19 protein-coding genes are annotated in these 21,542 nt (G+C 70.4%); 3 read left to right on the top strand and 16 right to left on the bottom strand.

From position 1 onward, the window contains the following. Positions 1-25 precede the first annotated feature (25 nt). From truD to AC07VX_RS04270, 3 genes are all read right to left on the bottom strand, one after another. Positions 26-1,051, bottom strand: a complete 1,026-nt coding sequence (gene truD / locus AC07VX_RS04280; RefSeq protein WP_493162939.1) for a tRNA pseudouridine(13) synthase TruD — start codon at positions 1,049-1,051, stop codon at positions 26-28. Positions 1,052-1,188: 137 nt separating this feature from the next. Further along, a complete protein-coding gene (locus AC07VX_RS04275; protein ID WP_493162940.1) occupies positions 1,189-1,494 on the bottom strand; it encodes a high-potential iron-sulfur protein in 306 nt (101 codons plus the stop codon). 72 nt (positions 1,495-1,566) lie between these two features. Next, on the bottom strand, positions 1,567-3,315 hold the full coding sequence (locus AC07VX_RS04270) for a PQQ-dependent methanol/ethanol family dehydrogenase (RefSeq protein WP_493162941.1): 1,749 nt from the start codon (positions 3,313-3,315) through the stop codon (positions 1,567-1,569). Between the two features lie 400 nt (positions 3,316-3,715). On the opposite strand from AC07VX_RS04270, the gene exaC reads away from it, so the two are divergent. Then, entirely contained in the window at positions 3,716-5,239 is a 1,524-nt protein-coding gene (gene exaC, locus AC07VX_RS04265; RefSeq protein ID WP_493162942.1) for an acetaldehyde dehydrogenase ExaC, read from the top strand. Between the two features lie 166 nt (positions 5,240-5,405). Then, positions 5,406-5,825 carry a DUF779 domain-containing protein gene (locus tag AC07VX_RS04260; protein WP_493162943.1) on the top strand — a complete coding sequence of 140 codons (420 nt, stop codon included), beginning with the start codon at positions 5,406-5,408 and terminating at the stop codon, positions 5,823-5,825. Here the strand turns inward: AC07VX_RS04260 and AC07VX_RS04255 are convergent. The 9 genes from AC07VX_RS04255 to AC07VX_RS04215 all read right to left on the bottom strand — a co-directional run bounded on the left by AC07VX_RS04255 (position 5,770) and on the right by AC07VX_RS04215 (position 15,779). Next, entirely contained in the window at positions 5,770-6,552 is a 783-nt protein-coding gene (locus AC07VX_RS04255; RefSeq protein ID WP_493162944.1) for a substrate-binding periplasmic protein, read from the bottom strand. The genes AC07VX_RS04260 and AC07VX_RS04255 overlap by 56 nt on opposite strands. A gap of 71 nt (positions 6,553-6,623) precedes the next feature. Beyond that, positions 6,624-7,883: a glycerophosphodiester phosphodiesterase family protein gene (locus tag AC07VX_RS04250; RefSeq protein ID WP_493162945.1), complete on the bottom strand. Its 1,260-nt coding sequence runs from the start codon at positions 7,881-7,883 to the stop codon at positions 6,624-6,626. A 90-nt stretch (positions 7,884-7,973) separates the two neighbouring features. Beyond that, on the bottom strand, positions 7,974-8,987 hold the full coding sequence (locus AC07VX_RS04245; RefSeq protein WP_493162946.1) for an ABC transporter ATP-binding protein: 1,014 nt from the start codon (positions 8,985-8,987) through the stop codon (positions 7,974-7,976). Beyond that, a complete protein-coding gene (locus AC07VX_RS04240; protein ID WP_493162947.1) occupies positions 8,963-9,775 on the bottom strand; it encodes an ABC transporter permease in 813 nt (270 codons plus the stop codon). Before AC07VX_RS04240 ends, AC07VX_RS04245 begins: the two co-directional genes overlap by 25 nt. Further along, positions 9,772-10,599, bottom strand: a complete 828-nt coding sequence (locus AC07VX_RS04235; RefSeq protein ID WP_493162948.1) for a hypothetical protein — start codon at positions 10,597-10,599, stop codon at positions 9,772-9,774. The genes AC07VX_RS04240 and AC07VX_RS04235 overlap by 4 nt, the downstream gene beginning before the upstream one ends. Further along, the gene (locus tag AC07VX_RS04230) at positions 10,590-11,366 is read right to left on the bottom strand and encodes an alkaline phosphatase family protein (RefSeq protein WP_493162949.1); all 777 of its coding nucleotides are present in this window, start codon (positions 11,364-11,366) and stop codon (positions 10,590-10,592) included. Before AC07VX_RS04230 ends, AC07VX_RS04235 begins: the two co-directional genes overlap by 10 nt. After that, positions 11,363-12,406 (bottom strand): ABC transporter substrate-binding protein, encoded by a 1,044-nt coding sequence (locus tag AC07VX_RS04225; protein WP_493162950.1) that lies wholly within the window; start codon positions 12,404-12,406, stop codon positions 11,363-11,365. Before AC07VX_RS04225 ends, AC07VX_RS04230 begins: the two co-directional genes overlap by 4 nt. Then, positions 12,403-13,536, bottom strand: coding sequence for an alkaline phosphatase D family protein (locus tag AC07VX_RS04220; RefSeq protein ID WP_493162951.1), 1,134 nt, complete (start codon positions 13,534-13,536; stop codon positions 12,403-12,405). Before AC07VX_RS04220 ends, AC07VX_RS04225 begins: the two co-directional genes overlap by 4 nt. Continuing rightward, positions 13,536-15,779, bottom strand: a complete 2,244-nt coding sequence (locus tag AC07VX_RS04215) for a TonB-dependent receptor (RefSeq protein ID WP_493162952.1) — start codon at positions 15,777-15,779, stop codon at positions 13,536-13,538. Before AC07VX_RS04215 ends, AC07VX_RS04220 begins: the two co-directional genes overlap by 1 nt. 222 nt (positions 15,780-16,001) lie before the next feature. On the opposite strand from AC07VX_RS04215, the gene AC07VX_RS04210 reads away from it, so the two are divergent. Then, entirely contained in the window at positions 16,002-16,820 is an 819-nt protein-coding gene (locus AC07VX_RS04210; RefSeq protein WP_493162953.1) for a DeoR/GlpR family DNA-binding transcription regulator, read from the top strand. Here the strand turns inward: AC07VX_RS04210 and AC07VX_RS04205 are convergent. The 4 genes from AC07VX_RS04205 to AC07VX_RS04190 are packed head-to-tail and all read right to left on the bottom strand — an operon-like array spanning position 16,772 to position 21,432. Then, positions 16,772-18,067, bottom strand: coding sequence for a glycoside hydrolase family 10-like protein (locus AC07VX_RS04205; protein WP_493162954.1), 1,296 nt, complete (start codon positions 18,065-18,067; stop codon positions 16,772-16,774). The genes AC07VX_RS04210 and AC07VX_RS04205 overlap by 49 nt on opposite strands. A gap of 4 nt (positions 18,068-18,071) precedes the next feature. Further along, the gene (locus AC07VX_RS04200) at positions 18,072-19,286 is read right to left on the bottom strand and encodes an acyltransferase family protein (RefSeq protein ID WP_493162955.1); all 1,215 of its coding nucleotides are present in this window, start codon (positions 19,284-19,286) and stop codon (positions 18,072-18,074) included. Continuing rightward, complete coding sequence (locus tag AC07VX_RS04195) at positions 19,283-20,554, bottom strand: MFS transporter (RefSeq protein ID WP_493162956.1); 1,272 nt, start codon at positions 20,552-20,554, stop codon at positions 19,283-19,285. Before AC07VX_RS04195 ends, AC07VX_RS04200 begins: the two co-directional genes overlap by 4 nt. After that, positions 20,551-21,432 (bottom strand): N-acetylmuramic acid 6-phosphate etherase, encoded by an 882-nt coding sequence (locus tag AC07VX_RS04190; protein ID WP_493162957.1) that lies wholly within the window; start codon positions 21,430-21,432, stop codon positions 20,551-20,553. The genes AC07VX_RS04195 and AC07VX_RS04190 overlap by 4 nt, the downstream gene beginning before the upstream one ends. Positions 21,433-21,542 lie beyond the last annotated feature (110 nt).

Here is a 21,542-nt window from a genome sequence, read left to right as displayed (position 1 = left end):
GGAACAGGGCGAGGTGAGGCCACCGTCATTCGACAGCCGCAGACTCGTTCTCCGTGTGCCGGTCAGGCTCCGTGGTGCGGAGGATCTCGTTCAGAACGGCAGTGGCGTAATTCCCGGCGGGCAGGGAGAACGTGAGCACCAGTTGATGGGCCTGCGGCCATTCCCATGACATGTCCCCCGGCCTGGCCACCAGGGCGCGGCGCTCCTGATCCAGACCGGCGTGTTCCATGCCGTCGCACAAGGTGGCGTGGCGTTCAGCCACGCCCATTTCCAGGGCCTGCGCTTCATCGGTGGTGGTCACGCGGCCTCGCCCCCAGAGCGGTCCGGTGGGCCGGCCGGCCTCGTCCATCACGTCGCCGGGCAGCGTCTTGCCCCAGAGTCCCTGCTGGATTCGCAGCCCCAGCACCTCATTGAAGACGAAGGAGCGCACCGCCGACAGGTAGATGCCCTTCTTCTTCGGATTGCGCACGCGGATCTCGCGCGCCAGCATGGCCCGGCCCTGCTCGACGTTGCCACCCTCGAAGCCGAAACGCTGGGCGCCGAAGTAGTTGGGCACGCCTTGTGAGGCCACCGCCTGCAGATTGGCCTCGATGGCGTCGCGGTCGCCGGTCACGTCACGCAGCACGATTCGGAACCGGTTGCCCTGCAGATCACCGGGGCGCAGCTTCTTCAGATGGCGGCTCTGGCTCAGCACCTTGAATTCCGGGTGCTGGAGCTGGGTCAGGTCGGGCGTCTCGCCTTTTCCCTTCCCATTCGGCAGATAGATGCTGAACCACTGGCGGGTGATCGCGTAGCGGTCCTTGAGGCCGGCGTAGCCCACGTCCCATTCCTGCACGCCGGCGGCCTCGGCCAGCTGCTGGGCGACGAAGGCGGTGTTGGCACCGTTCTTCTCGATGTCCAGCCAGAGGTGTTCGCCCGCACCGCCGGGCAGCTGCAGCGGCAGTTCGGTCACGATGAAATCCTCGTTGAGGCTTTTCAGGGTGGCGCTGGCGCCGCTGGCCGGATAAGCGTGGGGCCACTGCGGCAAGGTCGTGTATTGAGCGTCGGGCATGGGCGGTCTGACGGCACCAGCTGCAGATCGGGACAGGCTGTCCAGCTGACCAGGGGCCGTCCAGCCGGCGATTCTCTCCCTACCCGCGGGCCTTCACGAGCGTCGCTGCAGGTCGCAATTGCGCCGACGCAGGCGTTTCAGCCAGGCATCTTCACCCAGGCGTTGCACCAGCCGTTCTTGGCGACCTGGGCCTTGCGGCCGAACATCGCGCAGCCGCTCCACGCATCGGTGGGCTTGGCCTGCCAGAACTGGCAGTTGGCGCAGTGCTGGCTGGCCTGGTGCTTGGGGAATTTGGCGGTGTCGACCTTGGTCGTGTCGTGCTTGTAGCCCAGGGCCACGGCGGTTTCGCTGGCTTCGTCGACGGGCGACGTCTGCGCGATGGCCGGGACGGCCAGGGTGGCCATCGTGGCCTGGAGCATGAAGATGCGGCGGGTGGGATGCATGGGAACCTCGGGACATGAGCGGAGCCGGCCCGCCCGTGCGGGCCGGCTCCTTCGGAGAGAAAGACGAGCGGCTTACTTGGGGAGCTTGAACACCCAGACCATGCCGCCCTGTTCCAGGTAATTGACCTTCTTGGCCACGTCACCCCCCCACAGCGGCACGGCGCCACCCCAGCCGGACACCACGCTGATGTACTGCTCGCCGTCCTGCTGCCAGGACACCGGCGGCGCGACGACGCCCGAGCCGGTCTGGAACTGCCAGACGATCTTGCCGGTCTTGGCGTCCGCGGCCTTGAGCCAGCCTTCCGGCGTGCCCCAGAACACCAGGTTGCCGGCGGTGGTCAGCACACCACCCCACAGCGGCGCGCCGTTCTTCACTTCCCAGACGATCTTGCCGGTCTTGGGGTCCACCGCGCGCATCGCGCCGATGTAGTCGTCGTTGATGGTCTTGATCGTGAAGCCGGCACCGAGATACGCCGCGCCCTTCTTGTAGGCGATGGGTTCGTTCCAGATCTCCATGCCCCATTCGTTGGCGGGCACGTAGAACAGCTTGGTGTCGGGGCTATAGGCCATGGGCATCTGGTTCTTGCCGCCCAGGAAGGAGGGCGCCGAGAACACCGAGTTGCCCTTCTTGCCGTCGGCCGCGGAGGTCGGGTCGCCGGGGCGGTTCTCGGGGATGAAGTTGGGGCGGCCGGTCTTCAGGTCGATGCCCGAGGCCCAGGTGATCTTCTTGACGAAGGGGAAGGCGTTGGCCAGCTGGCCATTGTTGGCGTCCAGCACGTAGAAGTAGCCGTTGCGGTCGGCCTTGGCGCCCATGCGCTTGCCGTCCATGTCGAAGGTGATGAACTCGTTGACGCCGTCGAAGTCCCAGCCGTCGTTGGGCGTGCCCTGGTAGTGCCACTTGATCTGGCCGGTCTTCACGTCGATGGCGACGGTGGAGCAGCTGAACAGGTTGTCGCCCTGGCGCAGGTGGCTGTTCCACGGCGCGGGGTTGCCGGTGCCGAAGTAGGCCAGGCCCGTCTTGGCGTCGTAGGTGCCGCCCAGCCAGGTGGCGGCGCCGCCGGTCTTCCACAGGTCACCGGGCCAGCTCTTGCCCTGGGTGCCAGAGATGCCGTTCTCGCGCTTGTTGCCGGCCTTGTCCCAGGTGTAGCCCATGTGGCCTTCCACCGTGGGGCGCACCCAGACCATCTTGCCGGTCCTGGGGTCGCGCGCCTCCACGCGGCCCACCACGCCGAACTCGCCGCCCGACACGCCGGTCAGCAGCAGGCCCTGGGCAATGATGGGCGCAGCCGTGGCCGAGTAGCCGGCGGCGTAGTCGTCGATCTTTTCCTTCCAGACCACGTCGCCGGTGGCCTGGTCGAGGGCCACGAGCTGGGCGTCCAGCGTGGCGAAGATGACGAGGTTGTCGTACAGCGCCGCGCCGCGGTTCACGACGTCGCAGCAGGGCATGATGCCGTCGGGCAGGCGGTGCTCGTACTTCCACAGCTTGGCGCCGGTGGCGGCGTCCAGCGCAAAGATGCGCGAGTAGGAGGCCGTCACGAACATCTTGCCGTTGTGGATCAGCGGCTGCGACTCCTGGCCGCGCTGCTTCTCGCCGCCGAAGGAGAAGGCCCAGGCCGGCACCAGCTTGGCGGCGTTGCCGCTGTTGATCTGCTTGAGCGGCGAGTGGCGCTGGCCCTCGGTGCCCAGGCCCCACGACAGCACTTCCCTGCCCGACTTGGACGAGGCTTCGATCATCTGATCGGTGACGGCAGCGGTGGCGCCGCCGGCGGCCACGAGGCCCAGGCTCACGGACAGCAGGGCGGCAAGGGGTTTGAGTTGCATGGTGTTGTCTCCTTTGTGGATGGATATGCACCGCCATGCCGATGCGGCGAGCGGATGGGCAGCCAAAGCGCAAGCTCCATGCCAACGAAATTCGCGGCGAGATGGAGCAGTCGCGGCCGCGTCGGCCTGCGCTGGATGCAGGGTTCTACGGACGGCTGTGTCAGCGGCGTGCGCCTGCTGCGCCGCTCTGGGACAGCCGGTGTCTGGAGCAGTGGCCGGCAATGGCTGTGCCGCGCTGTCCCGTCCTGTGCCTCGCTGCTCCAGCCTGCAACAACCGGCCGGTGATTTCCCTCAGCACAGGGCTGCTGCGGCGGGCCTGCGAGCCCCCGCAGCGGCCTGGCACGGGTTCTGCGATGAAGGCCTGTCCCAACCCCACACCGCATACCGCAGGAGACAAGCCATGACCGTTTACGCCGCCCCCGGCCAAGCCGGCGCCAAGATCGCCTACAAGCCCCGCTACGACAACTTCATCGGCGGCAAGTTCGTGCCGCCCGTCGAGGGCCAGTACTTCGACGTCGTCACGCCCATCAGCGGCAAGGTCTACACCCAGGCCGCCCGCTCCAGCGACAAGGACATCGAGCTGGCGCTGGACGCCGCCCACGCCGCCGCCGCCAAGTGGGCCGCCGTGCCGCCGGCCGAGCGCGCCAACATCCTGCTGAAGATCGCCGACCGCCTGGAAGCCAACCTGGAGCTGCTGGCCTACGCCGAGACCGTGGACAACGGCAAGCCCATCCGCGAGACGCTGAACGCCGACATCCCGCTGGCGGTGGACCACTTCCGTTACTTCGCCGGCTGCGTGCGTGCGCAGGAAGGCGCGCTCAGCGAGATCGACCACAACACCATCGCCTACCACTTCCACGAGCCGCTGGGCGTCGTCGGCCAGATCATCCCGTGGAACTTCCCCATCCTGATGGCGGCCTGGAAGCTGGCCCCCGCGCTGGGTGCCGGCAACTGCGTGGTGCTCAAGCCCGCCGAGAGCACGCCCATCAGCCTGCTCATCCTGGTGGACCTGATCGCCGACCTGCTGCCCGCCGGCGTGCTCAACGTCGTCAACGGCTTCGGCCGCGAAGCCGGCATGCCGCTGGCCAACAGCAAGCGCATCAACAAGATCGCCTTCACCGGCTCCACAGCCACCGGCAAGGTCATCGCCCAGGCCGCGGCCACCAACCTCATCCCCGCCACGCTGGAGCTGGGCGGCAAGAGCCCCAACATCTTCTTTGAAGACGTGATGGCCGAGGACGACGCCTTCCTGGACAAGGCCATCGAAGGCCTGGTGCTGTTCGCCTTCAACCAGGGCGAGGTCTGCACCTGCCCCAGCCGCGCGCTGATCCAGGAATCCATCTACGACAAGTTCATCGAGCGCGCCCTGAAGCGCGTGGCCGCCATCAAGCAGGGCAACCCGCTGGACACCGACACCATGATGGGCGCCCAGGCCTCGGCCATCCAGATGGACAAGATCCAGACCTACCTGGCGCTGGGCAAGGAAGAAGGCGCCAAGGTGCTGATCGGCGGCGACCGCGCGCAACTCGGCGGCGACCTGGCCGGCGGCTACTACATCCAGCCGACGCTGTTCCAGGGCAACAACAACATGCGCATCTTCCGTGAGGAGATCTTCGGCCCCGTGCTGGCCGTGACGACCTTCAAGACGGAAGCCGAGGCCCTGGCCATCGCCAACGACACCGTCTACGGCCTGGGCGCCGGCGTGTGGAGCCGCGACGGCAGCCGCGCCTACCGCATGGGCCGCGCCATCCAGGCCGGTCGCGTCTGGACCAACTGCTATCACGCCTACCCGGCGCACGCCGCCTTCGGCGGCTACAAGGAGTCCGGCATCGGTCGCGAAACCCACAAGGCCATGCTCGACCACTACCAGCAGACCAAGAACCTGCTGGTCAGCTACAGCCCCAACGCGCTGGGCTTCTTCTGAAGCAACGTGGCCCCTCGCCCAGGCTCGCATCGCTGAACGCGTGCGAGTCTGGACGGTCCCCGAGGGGACGGCGATGCCTGGCGGTCCGACCGCCAAGCACATCGCCAGAACGGACCGGCTTGGGGCGGCCCGACGCTCGGTCCGCCTCTTTTTCCTGAGGTCGCCGATGCCAGACACCATCCCCCGCGTGCAGGCCAGCGAGGCCGCACGAGCGCTCATCGAGCAGCTGCGCCGCCAGCACGGCGAGTTGCTGTTCTACCAATCCCACGGCTGCTGTGCCGGCAGCGCGCCGATGTGCTTTGCCGTGCACGAGCTCAAGCTCAACGCCGACGACCGGCTGCTGGGGCGCGTGGGCGAGATGCCCGTCTACGCCAGTCTCGCGCAGTGCGACTACCTGGCCGGCCTGCAGATGACGCTGGACGTGGCGCCCGGCAACAGCGGCAGCTTCGGCCTGGAAGACGGCTCGGGCCGGCACTTCGTCGCCCACTTCCGGCTGTGGAGCGACGAGGAGGTGCCGCGGCTGGCGCCGATCACCTGCGCGGTGCCGCCGCCGGCGCGTGGAGGAACCGGGTCTCCAGCCGCCTGAGGCTGCCGTCGCGCCGCATCGCGTCCAGCGCGGCGTTGAAGCGCTCGACGACGGCGGCGGCCACGGTGAGCCGCGAGAAGGCGAACACCGGCGCGTCCTCGTCGATGACGATGGGGCTGGCCTGGACGACCGCGGCGAGGCCGAGCTGGCGGGCCAGGTAGGCGGTCGAATACTCGTCGGCCACGAAGGCGTCGATGCGGCGCATCTGCAGCATGCGCAGCAGCACTTCGAGGCTGGTCGCCTCCTCCACGCGGCGCTCCTGGCCGGGCCGTGTGAGCCGGGCCTTCAGCTCGACGCGGTAGGCCGTGCCCCGTTCGAGGCCGACGCGCAGGTCCGACGCGCCCAGCTCGTCCAGCGTTGCGACGCGCCGCTCGGGCGCGAGGTCGCTGCGCAGGAACACGAGGTTGCGGGTGCGCAGGCCCGGCCGCGAGAAGCGTGCGAAGCGCTCGCGATCGGGCCTGGGCAGCACGCCGGGCACGACGTCGATGTGGCCGGCTTCGAGCTCGGCCATGGCGCGGGCGAAGGGCAGCTCCACCGGGACCAGCCGGCAATCGATGCGCGCCAGGGCGGCGCGCGCCACCTCGATCTCCAGGCCGGTGAGCCGACGCTGCTCGTCCTCGTACTGGTAGGGCGGGTCATGCTTCCAGGTCATGCGCAGCTCGCAGGCCGATGCGAAGGCGCAGGGCAGCAGGGCGAGACACAGGAGGCGGAAAACGACGGAGCGCATGCCGGGGCGAGCGGTTCAGGTGGGCTGCAATGTAGCCCGCCGCGACCGCCCGACCCCGGGCGCGGGGCGGCCTATTTCTGGCCGGTGCAGTTGGCGTAGAAGCTGACGGTGGCCGGCCAGTCCGAGAACACGCCGATGACGCCGATGTCCTGGGCCAGCACGTCGAGCATGCGCATCATGTCGCCCTCGCGGGTGATGGCGCTGTCGTAGGTCTGGTAGTACGAGCCGTTGTTGCCGTCGGCCAGGATGCCGCTGCGCTCCAGCGACCAGGTGATGATGTCCAGGCCGGCCGCGCGGGCGTTGCGGGCGTACTGCGAGGGCAGCAGGTTGCCGCTGGTGTCGGCGGTCAGCAGCGCGAACAGCGGCGGCGCCACGATGCGGATGCCGGCGGCGCGGTAGGCCTTGAGCTGGTCGGCGTTCGGCAGGTCCGCGGCGGTGGCGGCGCCGTCGAGGAACACGGCCTGACGGCCGAAGGCGGGCTCGTTGGCGATCCAGTAGAGGATGTCGTCCTTGCTGAAGCTCTGCGCCCACACGTCGCGCGCGGGCACGCCGGCGGCCTTGTGCTCGTCGATCATCTTCTGCGCGTAGGCGGCCTGGCTGAAGCCGTCGAACGGCATGGCCACGCTGGGTGCCTTCAGCTCGGGCGTCATCTTCACGCCTAGCTTCTTGTACAGCGCGATGGCCTCCTTCAGCGTCACCAGCGTGCCGCTGGTGGGGCCGGCGTAGAGGTCGGTGCGCCAGCTGGGCGTGCCGGCCATGTACTCGGCCACCGTGCGGCCGCGCGGGTTGGCAGCGTCCATCTTGCCGCGCAGGGTCTTGAACTCGGCCAGCGTCAGCTCGCTGGTGCGGCATTCGGCGGCCGCGGGTGCGACCAGCGTGCCGGCGGCGTCGAACACGGCGGGCGTGAAGGGCTTGATGCACTTCGCCGCCAGCGGCGTGGCGAGGATGTTGGTGGTCGTGTGCAGGTCGTTCTGCGCGTGGCGGCAGACGAGTTCCTTGTCCTTCGTGAAGGTCACGTCGCACTCGACGATGCCGGCACCCATGCGCGCGGCGGCTTCGTAGCTCTCCCTGGTGTGCTCGGGGAACTGCAGCGCCGCGCCGCGATGGCCGATGGAGAACAGCGTGGGCTTGTAGCTCTCGCGGGTGGCGGCGCACTGCTGCAGGCGCTTCTTCAGCGCGCTGTCGGCCATGTCATTGACGAGGAAGAAGGGGCGCGGGCCGAGCTGCACGCTGCCGATGGCTCGGCGTTCGCCGTCGCCGTCATGTGCGAAGGCGGGCAGGCTGGCGATGCCCAGGGCCAGCAGGGCCAGTCGGGTGAGGGTGCGGCGCATGGCGTGTCTCCGTTGGGGGGGTGTGGTCACGCTAGGCGCCGGGCATGAAGCCGGCGTGACACCCGGGCCGGGCCTTGCCGAACTAGGGGGTCAGTCCGCCAGCCATTGCAGCGCCGCGGCGGGCAAGGCGAGCGCCAGCTGCGTGCCCGGGGCCGGCGCCGGTGCGCCCGGCGGCAGGTTCAGCGTCAATGCCTGCTCGGCCGCTGCCCGCAGTTCCACGCTGGTGTGCGTGCGCCCGGGGTGGGTGGCCAGCACGCGGGCGTTCAGGCGCCAGGCGTGCGCCGGCGTGTCGGCACCGGCCGGCTGCAGCGCCGCCAGCGGCGCGATCCAGCAGCCCGTGTCACGCCGCCAGGGCGCGGGCGCGCTGCATGCGTCCAGCCGGTTGAAGGCGCCGAGGAACTCGGCCACGCGCAGCGTGCGCGGGCGCTGCCACAGCTCGGCCGGCGGGCTGCACTGCTCGATGCGGCCGTCGAACATCACGGCCACCTGGTCGGCCAGCTCGAAGGCTTCGTCGCGGTCGTGGGTGACGAGCACGCAGCTCTGGCCCAGCTCGCGCTGCAGTTGCCGGAACGAGCGCCGCAGTGGCACGCGGAAGCTCTCGTCCAGCGCCGAGAAGGGCTCGTCCAGCAGCAGCAGCGAAGGGCGCGGTGCCAGCGCCCGCGCCAGGGCCACGCGCTGGCGCTGGCCGCCGGAGAGCTGTGCCGGGCGCTTGGCGGCATGCTCGGCCAGGCCGACGAGCTGCAGCAGCTCGGCCACGCGGGCCTGCTGCTGCGCGGCGGGCTCGTGGCGGGCCTGCAGGCCGAAGGCGATGTTGTCGGCCACGCTGAGGTTGGGGAACAGCGCGTAGTGCTGGAACACCACGCCGATGCCGCGCCGCGCGGTGGGAAGGTCGCTCACGTCGCGGCCGGCGAGCTGCACGCTGCCGCTGTCCAGGGGCTGCAGGCCGGCGATGGCGCGCAGCAGCGTGGTCTTGCCGCAGCCCGAGCCGCCCAGCAGGGCCAGCACCTGGCCGGGCGGCAGGTCCAGGTCGATGCCTTGCAGGATGGCGCGGCCGCCGAGGGCGAGGCCGGCCTGGTGGATCAGGAGCGCGCTGGGGTTCGCCATGAGGTGAGCAGTTGAATGAGCAGGCCCAGCCCCGTGACGACGACGAGGCTGACGACGATGAGGGCCGCCGCCAGATGGCCGTTGGCGCCGCGCAGGCCGTTGATGAGAGGCTGCAGCAGCTCCAGCGAGCCGGCCAGCAGCAGGTTGGCGATGGCGAACTCCATGGCCGCCGTCGTCCACGCCAGCAGGCCGGCCGCGGCGAAGGCCGGCAGCAGCAGCGGCAGCAGCACGCGGCGCAGCAGCAGCCCGTCGGAGGCGCCCAGCGTGCGGCTGGCGTCGATCAGCGGGCGGGCGTCCAGCTGCTGCAGCGCGGCGGTGAGCGTCTGGTGCACCAGCGGGAACAGCAGCGCGGCCAGCAGGCCGACGTAGACCGCGCGCAGGTCCAGCATGTCGCCCCAGCGGCCGACGAACAGGTCCAGCGCGCCGATGGCCACGACCACGGGCGGGATGGCGTAGGGTGCCAGCGCGAGCGCGTCCAGCAGGCGCTTCAGCCGGGGCGACGCGAGGTGGGCGGCCAGGCTGGCCGCGCCACCCAGCAGCAGCGCCAGCGCGGCGGCGGCGCCGGAGATCCACACCGAATTCCACGCCGCGCCGCGCACGCGCTCGTCCGCCGCGAGGCCGGCCAGCCAGTGCAGCGTGGCGCCCTGCGGCAGCAGGCCCTGGTCCCAGCGCTCGCTGAAAGCGTAGGCCAGCACGGCCAGCGGCGGCAGCAGCACCAGCAGCGCGGCGGCCCAGAAGGCGAGGGCGGGCAGGCGCCAGGGTCGGTTGGCTGACTTCAAGGGCTTCATGCCGAACGCCTCAACCGGGCGGCCAGCAGCCGGCCGCCGACGATGACCGTGAGCAGCAGCAGGGCCATCACCAGCGACAGGGCGGTGGCCAGCTCGGGCTGCGAAAAGATGTCGCCGCTGACGGCCGCGGCGATGCGCACCGCCAGCACCGGGCTGGCCGTGCCGGCCAGCGCGAACGGCGTGGCGTAGGCCGCGGCGGCGTTGGCGAACAGCAGGCTGGCCGTCTCCACCAGGCTGGGCGCCAGCAGCGGCAGGCCCACGCGGCGCCAGAAGCGCGCGGGCGAGGCGCCCAGCGTGGCGGCGGCCTCGGCGAAGGCCGGGTCCAGCAGCCGCACCGGCGCCATCAGCAGCACCAGCGCCAGCGGCACCTGGAAGGCGGTGAAGGCCAGCAGCAGGCCGGCGTCGCTGGCCAGGTCCCAGTCCTGCAGCAGGCCGGCGCCGCGGGCCAGCGCGGTGAGCACGCCCTGGCTGCCCAGCAGCAGGGTCAGCGCCAGCGCCAGCGGCACGCCGGCGAAGTTGGCGCCGAGGCCCGCCAGCACTGCCACCGGCCTCTCCCAGCGCGGGTGGGCGACGAGGTGCAGTGCCGCGCCCAGGCCCAGCACCAGCCCCAAGGCGGTGGAGGCTGCTGACAGCGCGACGGTGCGCGCGATGGCATCGACGTAGAAGCGGTCGGCCCACAGTTCCTGCAACGCGCATTCGCCGCCGCCCAGGCAGGCGTGCAGCAGGTCGAGGCTGCGCCAGCCGAAGGGCAGCAGCAGCGCGGCGGCCAGCAGCCCGAGCAGCGGCGTGGCGATGAGCCAGGCGCGGGCCGGGGTCAGGGGCATCCGAGGCGCTGGGCGACGAAGCGACGGATGCCCAGCTGCGTGGCGGGCCAGCCGGCGGGGGCGTCGGGGCCGGCCTGATGCGGCAGCCACACCAGCGGCACGTCACGCTCCACCGGCAACGGGCCGCCGTGCCAGTGGTCGGCGTGCATGCCGTGGTCGCTGGTCAGCAGCAGGTCGTAGCCGGCGGCATGCCAGCGCGGCAGGGCCTGGGCCAGCACCTGGTCCAGCTTGCGGGCGGCGAAGCTGTAGCCGGTGGACTCGCCGCCGTGGCGGTGGCCGGCCAGGTCCAGGCCCATCGGGTGGATGAACAGGAAATCGGGCGCGTGGACCTGGCGCAGCGCCTCGGCGTCGGCCAGCAGGTGGGAGTCGGGGTAGTCGTCCTCCCAGTACCAGCGTGCGCCTTCGACACCCAGTTGCGGCAGCGCCGTCTCGCGGTGCAGCAGCGGGTCGAAGACGGCGCCTGCCAGCAGCTCGAACACCCAGTGGTAGGCCGCCACGGCCGAGCGGCGGCCGGCGGCGGCGAGGTCGTCGAACAGGGTGGGGCCGCAGCGCTGGCCGGCCTGCGCGTTGCCGAGGATGCCGTGCTCCAGCGGCGTGCGGCCGTTCAGCACGGTGGCGTAGAGCGGGCGCGACAGGCTGGGCAGCTCGCAGCGCAGCGTGCTCCAGTGCGCGCGGCCGGCTTCGTTCAGCGCCTGCACGTAGCCCAGGTAGTCGCGGGCGGTGTCCGCGCGCAGGCCGTCGACGAGCAGCAGGACTAGCTTGTTCATGCGCCGAGGACTTCCCGTTGCCACGCCCTGGGCAGCTTCTTGACTTCTTCGGTCCACAGCTGCGGCTTGAGCGCGCGCGCGGTCTGGTACTGCGCGGCGGGCAGCAGCTTCTTCTTCACGTCGTCGGGCAGGGTCAGGTGGTCGACGCGGATGGGCCGGGCGTTGCCGCGGGCGAGGTTGAGCTGGCCGGCGTCGCTGAAGATGTACTCGCGCGCCAGGTTGCCGGCGTTGGGGCGTTTGGAGTAGGTGTTCAGCAGCGTGGTGTAGCCGCTGGTGATGCTGCCGTCGCCGGGGATGAGCACCTCGTAGTCGGCCGCGTTGGGCAGCTTGTCGCGGTAGCTCAGCGCGTTGAAGTCCCACAGCAGGAAGACCTCGGCCTCGCCGCGCTCCATCAGCGCGGGCGAGGGCTCGGTGCCGAGCAGCTTGCGGGCCTTGGCGAGCGCGGCGAAGGCCTGCAGCGCGGGCTTGAGTTGGGCTTCGCTGCCGCCCAGCGCGTGGGCGGCGGCCAGCACGGCGGCGTTGGCCTGGGCGGCGCGGCCGACGGCCCCGATCATCACGCGCGGCTGCGCCGCGAACAGCGCCTTCCAGCTGCGCGGCACGTCCTTGAGAAGCCGCTTGTTGACGGCGAACGCGATGGTGCCGGTGTAGGCCAGGGCCCAGTGGCCGTCGGCGTCCTTGGCCCAGTCGGGCACCTGGGCCCAGGTGCCGGGCCTGTAGGCGCGGGTGAGGCCGCGCGCCTTGGCGATGGGGCCGAACTCGAAGCCCACGTCGCCGATGTCGATGCTGGCGTTGGCGCGCTCGGCCTCCATCTTGGCGATCTGCTCGGCGCTGCTCATGTCGGTGTCCACATGGGCGAGGCCGTGCAGGCGCTGCAGGTCGGCCCAGGTGGCGCGCCAGTTGGCCCAGTCGTCGGGCATGCCGACGCTGGTGACGCGGCCTTCGGCGCGGGCGGCCTGTTCCAGCGCCGAGGGCTGGGCTTGGGCGAGCGGCGCCAGGCCGCACAGGGCGGCCAGCACGTGGCGGCGGTGGAGGTGGCTCATGCGGTGGGGAAACGCAGTTGGTCCAGGCTCAGGCGGTGCTGCAGGCGGGTGTCGCCCTTCAGGTCGCGGATGCTGAGTTCCAGCGTGGGTACCGGCGTGGTGAAGTCCAGGTCCACGAGGCCGAAGTTGAGGTCGGCGTAGACGCTGCCCACGCGGCGAGCGTTGGGCGTGGGGATGTCCCACACCTCGGTCAGGCCGCTGGAGGTCAGGTCCCACAGCGGGTAGCCGCCGGGCACGTCCCAGCGCGAGAGGTCGGCGTAGTGCATGTCGCCGCTGACGACGACCACGCCTTCGGCGCGCATCTCGCGGATCAGGTCCACCAGGCGCTGGCGTTCGCGCGGGAAGTTGTTCCAGCCTTCCCAGCCCGTGCCCTCGGCTGCCAGCTGCACGCTGGAGACGATGAGGCGCACATCGGCCGGCTCGGCCAGGCGCTCGGCCAGCCAGGCCCATTGCGCCTCGCCCAGCAGCGTGGCGGCGGGGTCGGGGTTGGGCAGGTACCAGCCCTTCATCGCGCCGCCGCCGAGCTTGGCTTTCGCGTACATCGCCGCGTAGCCCTGCTTCAGCCCGGGGTCGGCGACCAGCGCCGTGCGGTTGAAGCGCAGGTCCAGCATCAGCACCTGCACCGTGCGGCCGCCGCGTTCGATGCGCCAGGCCTCGTAGATGCCCGGGCGGGTGCGGCGCGGCGAATCGGCGGGCTCGTTCCACTCGTCGCAGAACAGCTGCTGGGAGAGGCGCTTGAGCGGGTACTCGCCGCCCACGTCGTCGTCGCCGAAGTCGTGGTCGTCCCAGGTCGCGAGGTGGGGGGTGTCGCGGCGGAAGGACTGCAGCGCCTCGACCTTGCGGAACTCCGCGTAGCGCTGGCGCAGCGTGTCGGCGTCGCGCGCGTCGGCGTAGAGGTTGTCGCCCAGGAACAGGAACAGGTCCGGCCGCGCGGCCCGCACCGTGGACCAGATGGGCTGCGGCTTGGACTGCTTGGCGCAGGACCCGAAGGCGATGCGCAGGTGCTGGGCGTCAGCGGGCGTGGCAAGCGCAAGCGGGCGCGAGCCCGCCTGCGCGCTCACGCCCACCGCAGCCAGCCCGGCGGCCAGCATGAGCTGGCGCCGGTCGAGCTGGGCGGGCGCCGGGCTCATCAGAGCTTGCCCGTCAAGGTCACGAAGAACTGGCGCGGCGCCCCCTGCAGCAGGGTCTGGCTGTCGCCGCTGTTGACGAAGCCGTTGCTGCCGATGGTGGAGATGTACTTGCGGTCGCCCAGGTTGGTCACGCCCACCTGCACGCTGCCTTCGGACAGGAAGCCCAGTGACTTGGTGCGCAGGCCGCCGCTCAGGTTAAACAGCGTGCGGCCGGCCACCGAGGCGTCGTTGAGGTAGCTGAAGTAGCGCTTGGACATGTAGTCCGCACCGACGTTGCCGAACCACTGGCCGTCGTCGTAGCTCAGGATGCTCTTGACCATCTGGTCCGGGGCATCGACGACGTGCTTGCCGGCGGTGGCGACAGTGGTGGTCTGGTTGCTGGCGTTCTTGCTGACGACGTCGTCCTTGTACGTCGAGTTGCTCAGGCTCAGGCTGTTGTACCAGCTCACGCCGGGCATCAGGCGCAGCGACAGCGCGGCCTCCAGGCCCTTGGTGCGCACGCCGCCGACGTTGCTCAGCACCGTGGGGTTGCCCTGGATGCCCGAGCCTTGCGTCACGCCCAGCAGGCGGTCCTTGAAGTCCACGATGTAGGCCGTGACGGCCGCTTCGTAGAGCTTGGACGTGGTGCGCCAGCCGGCCTCGAAGTTGGTGGAGGTCTCGGGGCGCAGCGAGCCCTTGATGGCGTCGAAGCCGGCCTGCGTGGTGGCGAACGGCGTCGTGCCGGTAGCCGCGCCCTGGTAGGCGCGCATGTTCCTGGACACGCTGGTGAACAGCTCGTCCGTGCGGCTGAGCTGGTAGTTCAGGCCGACCTGGGGCAGGAAGCCCTTGCTGGCGGTGATGCTGCCGGCCGGGCCGCTGCCGACCTGGCGGTTGGCGTCGATGGTGGCGCGCAGCGACTTGAAGCCGGCACCCAGCGTCAGCTCATTCGTCAGCGAGACGGTGTCGGACAGCGAGAACTGGTCGGTCTTGGTCGTGAACGCGTACTGCCACTGCGTGAAGAAGGGGTTGCTCGGGAAGTCGTAGGGGCTGGGCACGGCGCTGGGCGGCGTGGCGTAGAAGCGGCGGGCTTGGTCGAAGTCGTTGTTCTCGTGCCAGACCGAGGCGCGCAGCTGGTGGCCGGCGATGTCGTAGTCCAGCGTGGCGGTCACGCCGTTGCGCTTGATGGCGTACTCGGTGGTGCGCAGCGCCACGGGCGTGCCGTCGGGCGACGCGGTGTACGGCGTGTACCAGAGGCCGCGGCCGTCGTTCTTGTGGTGGTAGACGGTGGTCTTCAGGCGCAGGCTGTCGGCCAGCTTGGCGTCCAGCGTGGCGCCGGCCAGCGTGTCCTTGCGAAGGCCGGAGCCGGCGTAGTAGGCGTCGTCGCACTGCGCGACGTAGGTGCTGCCGTTGTTGCCGCACAGCGTGTTGGAGGCCTTCACCGCGGCGGCGAAGTTGGGGAAGAAGTTGTCCCACTCGTAGCCCAGGCGGTTGACCATCTCCAGCGACATGTCCTGGTAGTCGATCTCACGGCGGTTGGAGGTGTTGATGAAGGCCGACAGGCGGCTCTCGCCGAAGTCCTTCACGTACTTCAGGTTGACCTGCTCCTGGCGCTGCTGGCCTTCGCCGCGCCACTTGTCGGCGACCTGGCGGGTGTAGCTCAGGTAGACGGCGCCAAGCTCCGAGGCGCCGCTGTCCAGGCGCAGGAAGGTGCGGCTGTTGCTGTTGCTGCCCAGCGTCTGGGAAGCCTGCAGGCCGAAGGCCTTGGCCGGGTCGGCCGAGTAGAACTGCAGCGTGCCGCCCAGGTTGCTGGACGAGGGCGTGTCCAGCGAGCCGGTGCCCTGCGACAGGTCGGCGCGGGCCACGTTCTCGCTGGAGATGGCGCGGCTGATGTGCAGGCCGTTGAGGTTGCCGTAGCTCATGTCGCCCAGGGGCACGCCGTCCAGCGTGAAGCCCAGCTGGTTCTGCGAGAAGGCGCGCACCGTGAAGCGGGTGGACCACTCGTAGTTGCCCAGCGGGTCGGCGGACTGGAAGTTCACGCCGGGCAGGCGCGACACGGTGGCCAGCGGGCTCTGGCCGGCGGCCGCGGCGGCCTCGAAGTCGGCCTTGGTCAGGCCTTGCACGGAGCGGATCTGGCCGCGGCCCAGCGTCACGGTGACGCGTTCGAGCTCCTGGGTCTCGGTGTTCTGTGCCAGGGCCGGCAGGGCGGCGAAGGCCAGGCCCAGCAGGGCGGCAACGGGGGTGAGGGCGTGAACGGCTGAACGCATGGTGTGGAGTGGGCTAGAAGTGACGGGGCCACCGGCGCGAGGGCCGGTGAGCGGCGTTGGAACGGGCCGCAATGTCACAAAAATCCACGACAGTTCTGCGACACATTGGTGTCTGTGACCTGATTTCCACGGATTTCCACATCCGGCCTCGGATTCACACAACCGCCACAGGCCGCTGATCCACTGCTTGCGCATTGCCTTACCCGACCACCGCCGCCGCTCATGTGGGTTGCCGAACGACACCGCCTCATCCTCGACCTGCTGACCACCCACCAGGGCCTGACCACTGAACGCTTTGCCGATGCGCTGGGTGTGTCGCGCGAGACCGTGCGGCGCGACCTCATCGAGCTGGAGCGGACCGGCCAGCTGGCCCGCGTGCACGGCGGTGCGGTGGCGGCCGCGGGCGGGCCGCCCGAGCCCGCCTACGCCGAGCGCACGGGCCTGCAGCGGCTGGAGAAGCTCGAGATCGCGGTGGCCGCCGCCGCCCTGATGCAGCCCGGCCAGGCCTGCCTGCTGGACGCCGGCTCCACCACGCTGGCGCTGGCGCAGGAGCTGGCCAGGCGCGAGGGCTTGATCGTCATCACCAACTCGCTGGACGCCGCCATGGTGCTGGCCTGCCACCGCCGCCACGAGGTGCGCCTGCTGGGCGGCCGGCTGGAGGACGACGTGCCTGCCACCTACGGCGAGCAGACGGTCGCCGAGATCACCCGGCTGCAGGTGGACTGGGCGTTCGTGTCGCCGGTGAGCTTCGATGCCGTCAACGGTGCGATGGACTACCTGTGGCACGAGGCCACGGTGGCCCGCGCGATGCTGGACCGGGCGCGCCAGCGCGTCGTGCTGGCGGACGCCAGCAAGCTGGGGCAGGCCAGCCGCGTGCAGATCTGCCCGCCGGCCGATGTAGACGTGCTGGTGACGGACGGCAGCGCCGATGCGACGCTGCTGGCGGGCTTCATGGCGGCCGGCGTGTCACGCGTGCTGCAGCCCGGCCGGGCTCAGCGCGTGGGCGAGGCCTGCGCCGAAGCTGCCGCGGCCCCCGCGTAAGGCCCGCTGCGCAGCGCGTCCGCAATGCCTTTGCGGTTCTGCGTCAGCGCCGCCATGCTGAAGTGGATGTGGCCGCTGCCGGGCGACAGGCGCCGGATGGCGTCGATCTGCGCCAGCACCTCGTCGGGCTGCCAGCTCTGCGGCGTGTCGTTGATGCGGCTGGTGAACAGGCCCGGGTGGATGGGCCGGCCCAGCGGGTTGCTCGCGCGCCAGGCCTGCAGCAGCGGCTCGAAGGCCTGCGCCGTCTGCGAACGCGGCCAGTAGAGCTGGGGCGCCAGATAGTCCATCCAGCCCTCGCGCAGCCACAGCTCCACGTCGGCGTAGAGCTTGTCGTACTGGCTGAAGCCGCTGATGCCGGCCGGGCGCGCGGCGGGCTTGGGGATGCCGAAGGGGCTGACGCCGACGCGCGTGCCGGGGCGCACCTCGTGGGCCAACGTATAGAGACGCTGCACCAGGCTGCTGACGTTGTAGCGCCGCCAGTCGTTGCGGGCCAGGCTGCCGCCCTTGGCGACGTACTTCTGCCAGCTCGGCTCGTCGGGGAAATCGACTTCCTGCTTCGTGGTCGGGTCGGTGACGGGGTAGGGGTAGAAGTAGTCGTCGATGTGCACGCCGTCCACGGCGTAGCGGCTCAGGCAGTCGCGCACGACGGCCAGCGTGTGCTCGGCGGCGGCGGGCTCGCCGGGGTCCATCCAGAGCTGGTCGCCATAACGGCGCACCCAGTCGGGGTGGCTGCGGCTGACGTGGCTGTCCGCCACCGGCGACTTGGCCGAGCTGTGGCGCGAGCGGTAGGGGTTGAACCAGGCGTGCAGCTCCAGGCCGCGGGCCTTGGCCTCGGCGAGCCACACAGCCAGCGGGTCGTAGCCCGGGTGCTGGCCCTGGGTGCCGGTGAGGTACTCGCTCCAGGGCTCCAGCTTCGACTCGTAGAGCGCATCGGTGGCCGTGCGCACTTGCAGGATCAGCGCGTTGAGGCCGATGCCGACGGCCGTGTCGCACAGCGCGCGGATCTCGGCCTGCTGGGCTTCGGCGCTCAGGCCGGGCTTGCTGGGCCAGTCGATGTTGGCGACGGTGGCGATCCACGCGGCCCGCCATTCGCGGGGCGGCACAGGCAACGGCGAGGCAGCGGCGGGTGCGGGCGGTGTCGGCGCCAGTGCGGCCTCGCCGGGCGGCACAGGCGCAGGCAGGGGCGGCGTGGCGCACGCGGCAAGCAGGGGCGCCGAGGCGAGGCTCAGCAGGTGGCGGCGTTTCATGGCTTCAGACTTTCACGAACCAGTGCTTGCGGTACATGACCCAGGCCACGGCGTACATCGCCAGCACGAAGGCGATGGCGTGCAGCAGCGAGGCGTTCACCGGCGCGAGGCCCGAGTCGCGCAGCGGGGCGTAGAGCGCGGCGCCCAGTGTGCGGCCGTCGGCGAACTTGACCGTGTAGAGCATCTTGGCCACCAGGCCCGACAGCGCAAACAGGAACAGGGCGTTCATGCCGAACACCACCAGCGGGTGCAGCAGCCGCGCCCAGCGGGCGCGCGACAGCGGCCGCGGCGAGGCGTCCAGCAGCCAGTAGAAGACGGCGAACACGACGCAGGCCCAGCCCGCCATGGTGAACACGAAGCTCGGCGTCCACAGCGACTTGTTGATGGGCATCAGCCAGGTATCCAGCACCTGGCCCAGCCACAGCGAGGCCAGGCCCGCGAGCACCCAGGTCATGGCCTTCTCTGCGGGTTGCCTGGACGATGCCAGCACATAGCCGGCCAGCACGCCCAGCAGCTGCGAGGCCACGGCGGGCAGCGTGGACAGCAGGCCTTCGGGGTCCCAGGTCTTGGCCTGCCGCCACAGGTGGCCGTCCATCAGCAGGCGGTCCAGCCAGGCCCCGGCATCCTTGCCCGGCTCCAGCAGGCCGGTGTGGACGACGCCATCGGCATCGGGCACCGGCAGGCAGAGCTGGATGAGGGAGTAGACGGCCATCAGCGCCAGCGCCCACAGCGCCACGCCGCGCGCGCGGCACCAGATGACGATGGGGGCTGCCGCCAGCGTGCACAGACCCAGGCGCTGCAGCACGCCGGGGATGCGCAAGGTGTCGAAGTTGAAGCTGGGGATGAGGTTGAGAGCCAGTCCGATGCCAATGATGACGGCAGCGCGTCGCGAGGTAGCGAGCAGCAGGGCCGTCTTGTCGGCCCCCGCCTGCGCACGCCGAGCGAGGCTGATCGTCATCGCCATGCCGCTGATGAAGACGAAGAAGGGGAAGACCCAGTCGGTGAAGGTCCAGCCGTTCCAGTGGGCGTGCAGCAGCGGCGCGTAGACATGGCCCCAGTCGCCCGGGTTGTTGACCAGCAGCATGGCCGCGATGGCGAAGCCGCGGAAGGCGTCCAGCGAGAGAACTCGTCCTTGGGCCGCCGCGTACGGCGTCCGCTCCCCCGAGGGGATGCCGCCCGTCTTGGGGCGGCCCGGCGACGGGCTGAACCGGTCCTTCATTCGTCGACCTTCTTTCCGAAGTCATCGGGCACCTTGATCAGCGCCGCCATGACGAAACTGGGCAGCGTGGCCACCAGCACCCAGCCGAAGAAGGGCACGTAGCCGATGTGGTCCTGCAGCCAGCCGCTCCACATGCCGGGGATCATCATGCCGAGCGCCATGAAGCCCGTGCAGATGGCGTAGTGGGCCGTCTTCTGCGGGCCTTCGGCGACATGGATCATGTACATCAGATAGGCCGTGAAACCCAGGCCGTAGCCGAACTGCTCGACGGCCAGCGCGGCGCTGATGACGGCCAGGCTCGTGGGGTGTGAGAGGGCCAGCAGAAGGAAAGCCACGTTGGGCACGTGCATGGCCAGCACCAGCGGCCACAGCGCGCGCTTCAGGCCCACGCGGGAGATGACCCAGCCGCCGGCCAGGCCGCCCAGCGTCAGCGCCGTCAGGCCCACCGTGCCGTAGGCGATGCCCACGGCCTTGGTGGACAGGCCCAGGCCGCCCTGGTCGACCGGGTCGAGCAGGAAGGGCGAGGCCAGCTTGAGCAGCTGCGCCTCGGGGAAGCGGTAGAGCAGCAGGAAGCCCAGCGTGACGGCCATGCCGGGCTTCTTGAAGAAGCTGGCGAAGACGGCGAAGAACTCGGCCACCAGCCCGCGCGCCGCACTGCGGCCGGTGCCGCGCACATCGGCAGCGGGCCTCGGCAGCACCAGGGCATGCCAGGCGGCCAGCGTGACGAACAGGCCGCCCAGCAGCCAGAACACCGTGCTCCAGGCCTGGGCGACGCTGCCCGTGCGCTCGGTCAGCTCACCGGCGAGGTAGACCAGCCCGCCCTGGCCGCCGATGTTGGCCAGGCGGTAGAAGGTGGAGCGCACGCCGACGAAGGCCGCCTGGCTGTGCTGCGGCAGGGCCAGCATGTAGTAGCCGTCGGCGGCGATGTCGTGCGAGGCCGAGGCGAAGGCCATCAGCCAGAACACCGCGAGCGAGAGCTGGAAGACCTTGTCGGTCGGGATGGTCAGCGCCACGCCGGCCAGCGCCGCGCCGACGAAGAACTGCAGCACCGTCACCCACAGCCGCTTGGTGCCGAACAACTCGGCCAGCGGCGACCACAGCGGCTTGATGACCCAGGGCAGGTAGAGCCAGCTCGTGTAGAGGGCGATGTCGGTGTTGGAGATGCCCAGGTTCTTGTAGAGCACCACCGACAGCGTCATGACGACGACATAGGGGATGCCCTGGGCGAAATAGAGCGTGGGAATCCACGCCCAGGGGGAACGGTTCATGCGTCGAGGGCGCGGCTGACGCTGCCGTCCGCCGCATCAAGCAGCGCGCGGGCGGCGTCGGCGCCCACGCCGCGCTTGAGCATGACGAGGGCTGTCTTCACGTGGTGGTCGCAAGCGCCAAGTGCCGCCTGCGCGTCGGCCTCGCTGGCACCCGAGGCGCGCACGGCCAGCGCCAGCGCGCGCTTCACGAGCTTGGCGTTGGTCGCCTTCAGGTCCACCATCAGGTTGCCGTAGACCTTGTGCAGCTTGACCATCAGCGCCGACGAGAACGTGTTCAACGCGATCTTCTGCGAGGTGCCGGCCTTGAGCCGCGTGCTGCCGGAGATGACCTCGGGGCCGGTGTCCAGTGTGATGCCGATGTCGGCCTGGGCGGTGACCGGGGCGCCGGGGTTGTTGGCGAAACCGATGGTCAAGGCGCCAGCTGCGCGCGCGGCTTGTATAGCGCCCAGCACATAGGGCGTGCCACCCGAGGCGGCCAGCAGCAGCGCCACGTCGTTGGGGCCGGGGTTCAACGCGGCAAGGTCGGCGGCGCCCTGGGCACGGTCGTCCTCGGCGCCCTCCACCGCGACGAACATCGCGCCCGCGCCGCCGGCAATGACGGCCACGGCCCGCTCGCGTGGCCAGGAGAAGGTGGGGTAGAGCTCCACGCTGTCCAGCACGCCGAGCCGCCCGGAGGTGCCCGCGCCGGCATACAGCAGCCGGCCACCGGCGCGGATGCGCGGCAGCGCGGCGTCCACCGCGGCAGCGAGCTGCGGCAGGGCGGCCTTGACCGCGGCGACGGCGGCGGTCTGGTCGTCGATGAATGCATCCAGCAGGGCCGGCGTGGCGTAGCTGTCCAGGTCGGGATGACGGGTGCTCGGGGTTTCGGTGTTCAGCATGGGAATGGCGGCGGCAAGCTGCCGGACTCTAGCGGCTGGGACGCCGGCATGACGAATGCCACGCGCCCTTGCAGCCATAACGGCAGGTAATCAGAATCTGCCGGCTGGCT

It is taken from the genome of Roseateles sp. GW821-FHT03B02 (assembly GCF_059421025.1).
This window is presented reverse-complemented; position numbering and strand designations above follow the sequence as displayed.

What these genes read in the sequence shown, in the direction of transcription:
- AC07VX_RS04245 (WP_493162946.1), bottom strand. Translation starts at nt 8,987, where the DNA reads ATGGCGAACCCCAGCGCGCTCCTGATCCACCAGGCCGGCCTCGCCCTC.
- AC07VX_RS04190 (WP_493162957.1), bottom strand. Translation starts at nt 21,432, where the DNA reads ATGCTGAACACCGAAACCCCGAGCACCCGTCATCCCGACCTGGACAGC.
- AC07VX_RS04270 (WP_493162941.1), bottom strand. Translation starts at nt 3,315, where the DNA reads ATGCAACTCAAACCCCTTGCCGCCCTGCTGTCCGTGAGCCTGGGCCTC.
- AC07VX_RS04210 (WP_493162953.1), top strand. Translation starts at nt 16,002, where the DNA reads ATGTGGGTTGCCGAACGACACCGCCTCATCCTCGACCTGCTGACCACC.
- AC07VX_RS04230 (WP_493162949.1), bottom strand. Translation starts at nt 11,366, where the DNA reads ATGAACAAGCTAGTCCTGCTGCTCGTCGACGGCCTGCGCGCGGACACC.
- AC07VX_RS04250 (WP_493162945.1), bottom strand. Translation starts at nt 7,883, where the DNA reads ATGCGCCGCACCCTCACCCGACTGGCCCTGCTGGCCCTGGGCATCGCC.
- AC07VX_RS04255 (WP_493162944.1), bottom strand. Translation starts at nt 6,552, where the DNA reads ATGCGCTCCGTCGTTTTCCGCCTCCTGTGTCTCGCCCTGCTGCCCTGC.
- AC07VX_RS04235 (WP_493162948.1), bottom strand. Translation starts at nt 10,599, where the DNA reads ATGCCCCTGACCCCGGCCCGCGCCTGGCTCATCGCCACGCCGCTGCTC.
- AC07VX_RS04225 (WP_493162950.1), bottom strand. Translation starts at nt 12,406, where the DNA reads ATGAGCCACCTCCACCGCCGCCACGTGCTGGCCGCCCTGTGCGGCCTG.
- AC07VX_RS04260 (WP_493162943.1), top strand. Translation starts at nt 5,406, where the DNA reads ATGCCAGACACCATCCCCCGCGTGCAGGCCAGCGAGGCCGCACGAGCG.
- truD (WP_493162939.1), bottom strand. Translation starts at nt 1,051, where the DNA reads ATGCCCGACGCTCAATACACGACCTTGCCGCAGTGGCCCCACGCTTAT.
- AC07VX_RS04220 (WP_493162951.1), bottom strand. Translation starts at nt 13,536, where the DNA reads ATGAGCCCGGCGCCCGCCCAGCTCGACCGGCGCCAGCTCATGCTGGCC.
- exaC (WP_493162942.1), top strand. Translation starts at nt 3,716, where the DNA reads ATGACCGTTTACGCCGCCCCCGGCCAAGCCGGCGCCAAGATCGCCTAC.
- AC07VX_RS04215 (WP_493162952.1), bottom strand. Translation starts at nt 15,779, where the DNA reads ATGCGTTCAGCCGTTCACGCCCTCACCCCCGTTGCCGCCCTGCTGGGC.
- AC07VX_RS04195 (WP_493162956.1), bottom strand. Translation starts at nt 20,554, where the DNA reads ATGAACCGTTCCCCCTGGGCGTGGATTCCCACGCTCTATTTCGCCCAG.
- AC07VX_RS04240 (WP_493162947.1), bottom strand. Translation starts at nt 9,775, where the DNA reads ATGAAGCCCTTGAAGTCAGCCAACCGACCCTGGCGCCTGCCCGCCCTC.
- AC07VX_RS04275 (WP_493162940.1), bottom strand. Translation starts at nt 1,494, where the DNA reads ATGCATCCCACCCGCCGCATCTTCATGCTCCAGGCCACGATGGCCACC.
- AC07VX_RS04200 (WP_493162955.1), bottom strand. Translation starts at nt 19,286, where the DNA reads ATGAAGGACCGGTTCAGCCCGTCGCCGGGCCGCCCCAAGACGGGCGGC.
- AC07VX_RS04205 (WP_493162954.1), bottom strand. Translation starts at nt 18,067, where the DNA reads ATGAAACGCCGCCACCTGCTGAGCCTCGCCTCGGCGCCCCTGCTTGCC.